Below are 6,961 nucleotides of genomic sequence, written 5' to 3'. Positions count from 1 at the left end.
GCGGACTTCCAGCATGTCCGCAATTTCGCGGAGCTTTTCTGCCAGGCAGGAAGGGGAAACGGGAAGATAGGTCGGGGGCAGGGCTCTGGCCATGAGTAGTGACTCGCAGTTGTCTGTTGTGTACATCATATCTTCGGCTGCCGGCCGATTTTCATGAGCGCAGTCATATTCGTATTAAAACATACAAAAAATACATGCAACCTCCCTCCGCCTGTCGGGCTGCGCCGTGCAACCTGCAGACCGGAGTGACCATGAATCAACCTCTCACCACTGGCCAGCTGGCCCAACAGCTGCTGCGCTTTGAACCCGATACACCCTGCGTGGTGCACCTGTGGGTAGCTGATGATTTCGAAGACGTGGCACCGGAGCTGACGCCCGACGAGGTGCTGGACACAATCGCTCTGGCCGATGCCTCGCTCGATGCGGATACGAGTCTCAGCTGGTATTTCCTGCGCCACTGCGCCGACACCATCCCTGCCGCACGGGTCGAAAAAGACCCTGTCTGATGATCAGAAAACCGGAGGCGGCGGGACAACCCGCCGGACAGGTAATGAGAACAATGACCGTACGTGAATTCAGGGCGCGGCTTGATCCCCTGGCCGATGATGAGCTGTGCTGCGGCACATTCTGGCTGGCAGAGGACTTTCTCGGTATTAACCCGGCAATGACGCCGGATGAGATTGCGGCGGCCATGGAGTATGCCGAAGGCCATCATGATGCAAATGAGGGATTTAACTGGTGGCATCTGGAGATGGCCATCGATACCGTCTTGTTGGAGGGGGGAGGGGAAATAGCACTGCCCGAAGTGCAACTGCAGATCCTCTGATGTCGCCGGTCACGGCGGCATCACTGCAGGAATGAAAAAGGTTGTCGCTGTGCTCCGCCTTCATGCCGTCTTCCGTCCTGTGGCAGGAAAACGGCGGGCGTAAAGTGCCGTGCCCTCACGGTAGCCGGGTGGCCTCGCAAACAAGCAACTGTGCAGAGAGAGGTAGTAACAGTTCGTAACTCATCAAAGCTATTAGTATCTGGTTACAGGCCGATAAAGGAGTTGTTCTCCCGCCCACCAGGAAAAAAAATGAAAATATCGTTTCGTCTTTTCTCAGGCTACGGCCTTTTGGTTATCTGCTTTTTAATCTGCACCGGCCTGTCTCTTCATGTGCTCAGTAAGTCACGGCAAGGCATGGAAGATACGGTAAATTATAAAATGAGGCGCCTTACGCTTGTCCTGAACATGCGTGCTGCTGTTAATAACATGGCAGTTTCAGTCAGAGACATCGTTTTGCTCAAAGACCCTGAGCAGGAGAAAAATGAATGGCAAAAGGTCAGTGATTTACATGAAAAGTATCTTCAGCAACGCGATCAGCTTGTTACCAGCATGATGCATAACGCTTCTCCTGAAGGAAAATCAGCGTTAGACCGTATTCTGTCCTCAGACAGTTTCGCTCTGAATACGCTGACAGTTGCAGGAAAAATGGGGATGGACAACAACCAGTCAGAAAAAGCCGCTGACTATCTGCTGAATACGGCTCGCCCGGCTCAGCAGGCCCTGTCTGATGCCCTTGACGGGCTGACCGATGTGCAAAATAAGCTCAGCCGGGATACGGTAGCTGTTAACAGCGCATCTGTACGTGAGGCTTCCGTTGTGCTTCTCTCACTCACAACTCTTTCAGTCCTGTTCTCTTTTCTGACCATTTTTATGATAGTCAGGGCGCTGATGCGCCAGTTAGGCGGGGAACCAAAAGATGCTGAAATACTCGCAGCAGCAATTGCTTCTGGCGACCTGACGAGTCAGGTCATTCTGCGGCGCAATGATAAAACAAGCCTGCTGGCTTCACTGGATGGTATGCAGGCAAACCTGCGGGGGCTTATCTCTCAGATAAAGGATTCCGCCGGCTCCGTGGCGCTGGCTGCGGATGAAATTTCACAGGGGAATACTGAACTCTCTTCGCGTACCGAGCAGCAGGCGGCCGCGCTGCAGGAAACGGCCGCCAGCATGGAGCAGCTTACCGCTACAGTGAAAAGCAATACTGCGGGCGCACAGCAGACAGCTGGTTCAGCCCGTGAAGCAGCGCAGGTTGCCCGTTCAGGCGGCACTGATGTACAGCGCATGTCAGACACAATGAATGCCATATCAGTTAGCGCCGCGAAGGTGCGGGATATTACATCTGTAATTGAAAGCATCGCCTTCCAGACAAATATTCTGGCCTTAAACGCCGCAGTGGAGGCCGCACGGGCAGGTGAAGAAGGGCGGGGATTTGCCGTTGTGGCGGGGGAGGTCAGGACGCTCGCACAGCGTAGTGCGAATGCCGCGCATGACATCAAACAACTAATGGCGGAGGCAGTAAGTGTCGTTGACAGCGGCGTAGTCGCAGCAGCAGATGCAGGGCACAGCATAATGAAAATTGTCAGTATGGTGGGCGAGCTGGCAGAGTCCATGGATAATATTTCACTGGCTTCATCCGAGCAGATGCAGGGTATCTCCCAGGTCAGCATTGCCGTCAGTCAGATGGACGGGGTGACCCAGAATAACGCTGCGCTGGTTGAGGAATCCTCGTCTGCCTCACAGTCACTGTCTGCGCAGGCACACGCTTTACGCGGAATGGTCGAGGCCTTCAGGGTATAAGGCCTGTGAGAAGAGGGCGGCTGTATTGAACCGGGATTCACTGCTGCCGTCCTCACGTGAGCACACGCCGCTGAGTGGCGAACAGGCTGTACGTCAGCTGCAAAAACAATCACTTAGAGGTCCGGAAACGCATGCATGAAAAGTACCGGCGCATTACAGAAATCAAAGCGCAAACGGATGAGTTACTTACGCAACTGAGTGAGGGCGAGTATCGTTCTCTGGACGTGTGGGCCAACAACCTGACGCATCTGAAGCTGGCTTATGGTACGTTCAGCCCCTTCATGAGTGACCCCGTCTTCCTGGCCTGGCTGAAACAGCATGACGCCGTGATGGTATCGGAGATAGCCATGACCGGTAGAGCACTGATGGCGCTGCAGAACTTTTTCAGAGTGGCATCAAAACAGCTCTGATGACATTCGTTTCAGAACCGGACTGAGTTATTAACTCACTAAATTGTCGGGGATGGCATGAAATCATCCTCCCAGTGCGCCCCGCTTTTGACCATGGCGTTCAGGATGGTCAGCAGCTTACGCATGCAGGCAACCAGCGCCACCTTTTTCGCCTTTCCGGCTTCAACTAACCTGACATAAAAGGCCCTGATTGCCGGGTTAAACTGAATGGCGGTTATCACCGCCATGTAAAGCGTGCACCGTACGCCCGCCCTTCCGCCAAAAATCGTTCGTCTTCCCCGCATTTTTCCTGAGTCCCTGTTAACGGGGGCGACACCGACAAGCGTGCTGATTTCCCTGCGGGTCAGGGTGCCCAGCTCCGGCAGTTCGGCCAGCAGGGTGGCGGCAGTGATTTCCGCTACGCCCTTGACGCTGGTCAGCAGGCGGGCCTGCTCTCGGAAATGCTGCCGCACCTGACGATTCATCATGCGCGTCACAAGGGCAAGCTCTGCCTCGAGGGCCGGCATGACCCGGCTGATGCTATCACAGCTATCAGGGTGGGAGGGATAAAGCCGGTTACGTTCCGCAACGAGCATCTGATTCAGCTGACGGCGTCTTACGACCAGTGCCGTAAGGGCCTTTCTGGCCGCGTCCGGCATCAGCCGGATATAACGGTTGCGGTCAGGGTGGTTGTCAATTACGCGCGCAAGTTGTGCCAGCAAGGCGGCATCCAGCCGGTCCGTTTTCGCCAGATGACCCATAGCACGGGCAAAATCGCGTGCCTGTCGCGGGTTGATAATAACCACGTCAAAGCCTTCTGACTGCAGACGCGCTGCAACCTGCGCCTCCAGACCTCCGGTGGCCTCCATCAGAATCAAAGAAATATTTAGTCCGCTGATTTTGTTAGTAATTACCTCAAAACCTGCAGTGTCATTACTGACGGTGAAAGGAATTATCTCGTCTGTAGCAGCCACGTCCAGCGTGGCCTTTGCCACATCAATACCAATGCACTGCAAATCCGGCTGACTCATGGTGCCCCTCCTTACGATACGAATTTGGGTTCAGACAACTGTCCGGGCTAATGATGAGTGGCTCAGTCCGCGCGCACTCGCTTGTTTACGGGCTCATACGCCCCGGAAGCTTCACCTGCTGCACGGACCTCGCCAGACCTGCAAAGTCAGTTTAGATATTTCCCGACATATAAGGGAAGCTGTCGCCGGACTGCTCACCCGTTCCCCGCCGTGCGCGGGACATTCAGTCCGCTCCGGCGGCGCGTGCGGCTTGCGCATCCGCCCCTGTTTGCTCCGCTGTTCGCCCGTCTGTGTGGAGGTCACGGCACCACTACCGGTGCCCCCTTCATACACAGGAGCATCACTATGTCTCGATTCATGCACGGCGACAGCGTACGGATTATGGGCGGTTTTCCGGACAAGAGCATTGATTTCATTCTCACCGATCCGCCGTACCTCGTCGGCTTTAAGGACCGTTCCGGCCGCTCAATTGCCAACGACGTGAACAGCGAGTGGGTCCAGCCGGCGAGCAACGAAATGTTCCGGGTGCTGAAAGACAACAGCCTGGCGGTGAGCTTCTACGGCTGGAACCGGATAGACATTTTTATGCAGGCGTGGAAGGCGGCGGGGTTCCGCGTGGTGGGCCACATCGTGTTCACCAAGCCTTACGCCTCAAAGTCGGCATTCGTCGGCTACCAGCACGAAAGCGCCTACGTGCTGGCCAAAGGGCGCCCGGCGCTGCCGGCGAAGCCGCTGCCCGACGTGATGCCATGGGAGTACACCGGCAACCGCCATCACCCGACCGAAAAGCCGGTCAGTGCGTTGCGACCGCTGATTGAGACCTTCACGCAGCCCGGCGCCATTGTCCTGGACCCGTTTGCTGGTTCCGGCTCTACCTGCGTGGCCGCCCAGGCGTGCGGGCGCCGCTGGATTGGTATCGAGCTGATGGAGCAGTACCATGCGGCCGGCCTGCGCCGCCTGTATGCCCGCCGTGACGCCCGCGCGGCCTGATGAACGGAGATAACCCGATGAACGATCACACTATGCACCCTGATAACGATACCCTGGCGGGCGACGTCGCCGACCTGGAGGAATCGCTGTACGAATTTCATCTGCGCCTGCGGGACATGATTGCGCGCCACCTCTGGCAGGGTGCCAGCCGCGAGCAGCGCATGACGGACCTGCTGATTGAGGGGATCGATAACGACCTGGTTGAACTGTACCGCCGCGCGGCCGTGATACAGAAACACCTGAGGGCATGATTGATTAAAAAAAGAACATCTGTCTGCATCCCTGCCGGCGTACGGCAGGGCCGTTTTTATCCACAGGGTTCCGGGGCGGATATGCACCCCGGATGTGGACAAGACGAAAAGGAAGTTGCTGCGCGCCTCACTGATGCCGCCTGCGGCGGGGGGAATAAAAACCGTGCGGTCTGCGGCCGGTGCCGTGACTTCACTTTAGCCCGGCCGCTGCGTGTTCAAGAGGCGCAAGCTCACCGTCCTCACCCGTTCGCACTCGCCTCAGCGCGCTTACTTCCGTTGCGTCTCCGCTCATGCTTCGCGTCACCGCCGTGCGTAATCCCGCCTCGTGCTCACTTGCGCTGCGGCTTCCGGCGGTGCTCATGAACACTCCGCTTTTCGCCGGGCTGTCATTCAGTCACGGCACAGGCCGGAACGGTTTACCACCCTGACTGCGGAGATTTCTGATGAATATTGCCACCCCTGCTTTTGAGTCCGCGCGCGTCCCTGACGGCTACGTGCGACTGCGTTTCCTGCCCGCGCTCTTCGGCGACGATTTTATGCGTGCCGAAAACAACGTGTACCTCTACGCCGATCGTTATCTGGCGAACTACGACGGTGGCGCGTGGGATTTCGCGCTGCTACCGTCCGGCGGCGGCTTCATGAAGCCCGCAGCAGAGGAAACCTGGCGTTTCGTTAATCCGGCAAATCACAGCGAAGTGCGCCTGAGCAGCGAGGCCGCGGGCATCGTGATCACCTCACTGGTGCTGAACCACCGCAGCTGGATGTATGACCGCCATGATGACACGGAGCTGTGCGCGCTTTACTGCCGCCGCTACCGCCAGCTGACCGACTACGCCTTTACCCACCCCGAAGCCGCCGCGATTTTTGCCGCGCTGGACTGATTAATAAACTGACGGGGCGGCGTCGCCGCCCCCACCGGAGGAATAAATGATGCACGGCAGCGTTATCGATATTTGTAAAAATCTGGCCGATGATTTCGGCCCGGAGGAGTCAGTCGCCGTTCTGGTCTGGACAAAAGCCGATGTGATGGACTGTGGCGAATGTATGGAGATAACGGAGGACGAGGCGGGCAGGTGCTCAGCGCCATTGGTGATGAGGGGTATCACTTTGAATACGGTGTTGGCCAGGATCGTGTGCGTGAGATGCTGAACAACCTGCGCAATGAGGAGGAGCAGGTGCGTGAAGTGAGCGTGTCCGCCGCCGCGCTGGAGCAGGTGCTGCGCGTGGCCTGGGGTTTCATGCGGTTAGAGGAAGCTCAGGGCGGAGAAGGTTACGCGGCGAGCCTGTGGCAATCAGAGCATGAAGCTCTCAGAAAAGTCGGTGAAGCGCTGAAGCGCTGACAGACCCGGGGGAAGGGATGCCCGGAATTAAAAAAAGCCCCACAATCCGGGGCACTTCTGAATAAAACCGGAACGTCGCGAACGGCTTTAGTTTCGTCCTGAAACGAGGAAGAAAATGCAACAATGAGGTTTGTGTCGTGTTGAATTATAGCGCTTTTTTTTGCTCTGTCAGCCGCCGCATGAACGGGCGCAAAAAATCCCAGCCGCCGGGGCGCCGGCCTCGTGAAACGCGCCTCAGGCGCCGTTCACGGTGGCTGCCGGCAACCTGAAAATCAATTTATCAGGAAAAATAAGAAAGTTTTCAGCCGTTTTTTTAGCCGGTAAATTGCATTGTGCA

The 6,961-nt window shown here is 56.8% G+C and carries 9 protein-coding genes; 8 read left to right on the top strand and 1 reads right to left on the bottom strand.

Annotation, left to right across the window (positions count from 1 at the left end):
* The first annotated feature begins 251 nt into the window (after positions 1 to 251).
* The 4 genes from F3J37_RS22155 to F3J37_RS22140 all read left to right on the top strand — a co-directional run bounded on the left by F3J37_RS22155 (position 252) and on the right by F3J37_RS22140 (position 3,033).
* Complete coding sequence (locus tag F3J37_RS22155; RefSeq protein ID WP_166935862.1) at positions 252 to 506, top strand: hypothetical protein; 255 nt, start codon at positions 252 to 254, stop codon at positions 504 to 506.
* A 44-nt stretch (positions 507 to 550) separates the two neighbouring features.
* On the top strand, positions 551 to 826 hold the full coding sequence (locus F3J37_RS22150) for a hypothetical protein (protein WP_240154159.1): 276 nt from the start codon (positions 551 to 553) through the stop codon (positions 824 to 826).
* Between the two features lie 249 nt (positions 827 to 1,075).
* Positions 1,076 to 2,623 carry a methyl-accepting chemotaxis protein gene (locus F3J37_RS22145; RefSeq protein ID WP_166935860.1) on the top strand — a complete coding sequence of 516 codons (1,548 nt, stop codon included), beginning with the start codon at positions 1,076 to 1,078 and terminating at the stop codon, positions 2,621 to 2,623.
* A gap of 131 nt (positions 2,624 to 2,754) precedes the next feature.
* A complete protein-coding gene (locus F3J37_RS22140) occupies positions 2,755 to 3,033 on the top strand; it encodes a hypothetical protein (RefSeq protein WP_034829416.1) in 279 nt (92 codons plus the stop codon).
* 38 nt (positions 3,034 to 3,071) lie between these two features.
* Here the strand turns inward: F3J37_RS22140 and F3J37_RS22135 are convergent, their stop codons facing one another.
* Positions 3,072 to 4,043 (bottom strand): IS110 family transposase, encoded by a 972-nt coding sequence (locus F3J37_RS22135; RefSeq protein WP_166935858.1) that lies wholly within the window; start codon positions 4,041 to 4,043, stop codon positions 3,072 to 3,074.
* A gap of 345 nt (positions 4,044 to 4,388) precedes the next feature.
* Between F3J37_RS22135 and F3J37_RS22130 the strand changes: the two genes are divergently transcribed.
* The 4 genes from F3J37_RS22130 (at position 4,389) to F3J37_RS22110 (ending at position 6,624) form a co-directional block, all read left to right on the top strand.
* Positions 4,389 to 5,033: a DNA methyltransferase gene (locus F3J37_RS22130; protein WP_166935856.1), complete on the top strand. Its 645-nt coding sequence runs from the start codon at positions 4,389 to 4,391 to the stop codon at positions 5,031 to 5,033.
* A 17-nt stretch (positions 5,034 to 5,050) separates the two neighbouring features.
* Positions 5,051 to 5,284 (top strand): YubE family protein, encoded by a 234-nt coding sequence (locus F3J37_RS22125; protein WP_166935854.1) that lies wholly within the window; start codon positions 5,051 to 5,053, stop codon positions 5,282 to 5,284.
* 443 nt (positions 5,285 to 5,727) lie between these two features.
* Positions 5,728 to 6,165, top strand: coding sequence for an antirestriction protein (locus F3J37_RS22120; RefSeq protein WP_166935852.1), 438 nt, complete (start codon positions 5,728 to 5,730; stop codon positions 6,163 to 6,165).
* Positions 6,166 to 6,324: 159 nt separating this feature from the next.
* Entirely contained in the window at positions 6,325 to 6,624 is a 300-nt protein-coding gene (locus F3J37_RS22110; RefSeq protein WP_166935686.1) for a hypothetical protein, read from the top strand.
* The last annotated feature ends 337 nt before the right edge of the window (positions 6,625 to 6,961 follow it).

The organism is Candidatus Pantoea communis (assembly GCF_011752685.1).
GTDB lineage: Bacteria > Pseudomonadota > Gammaproteobacteria > Enterobacterales > Enterobacteriaceae > Pantoea > Pantoea communis.
Note: the sequence above shows the minus strand (reverse complement) of the source record. Positions and strands in the feature narration are given on the sequence as shown.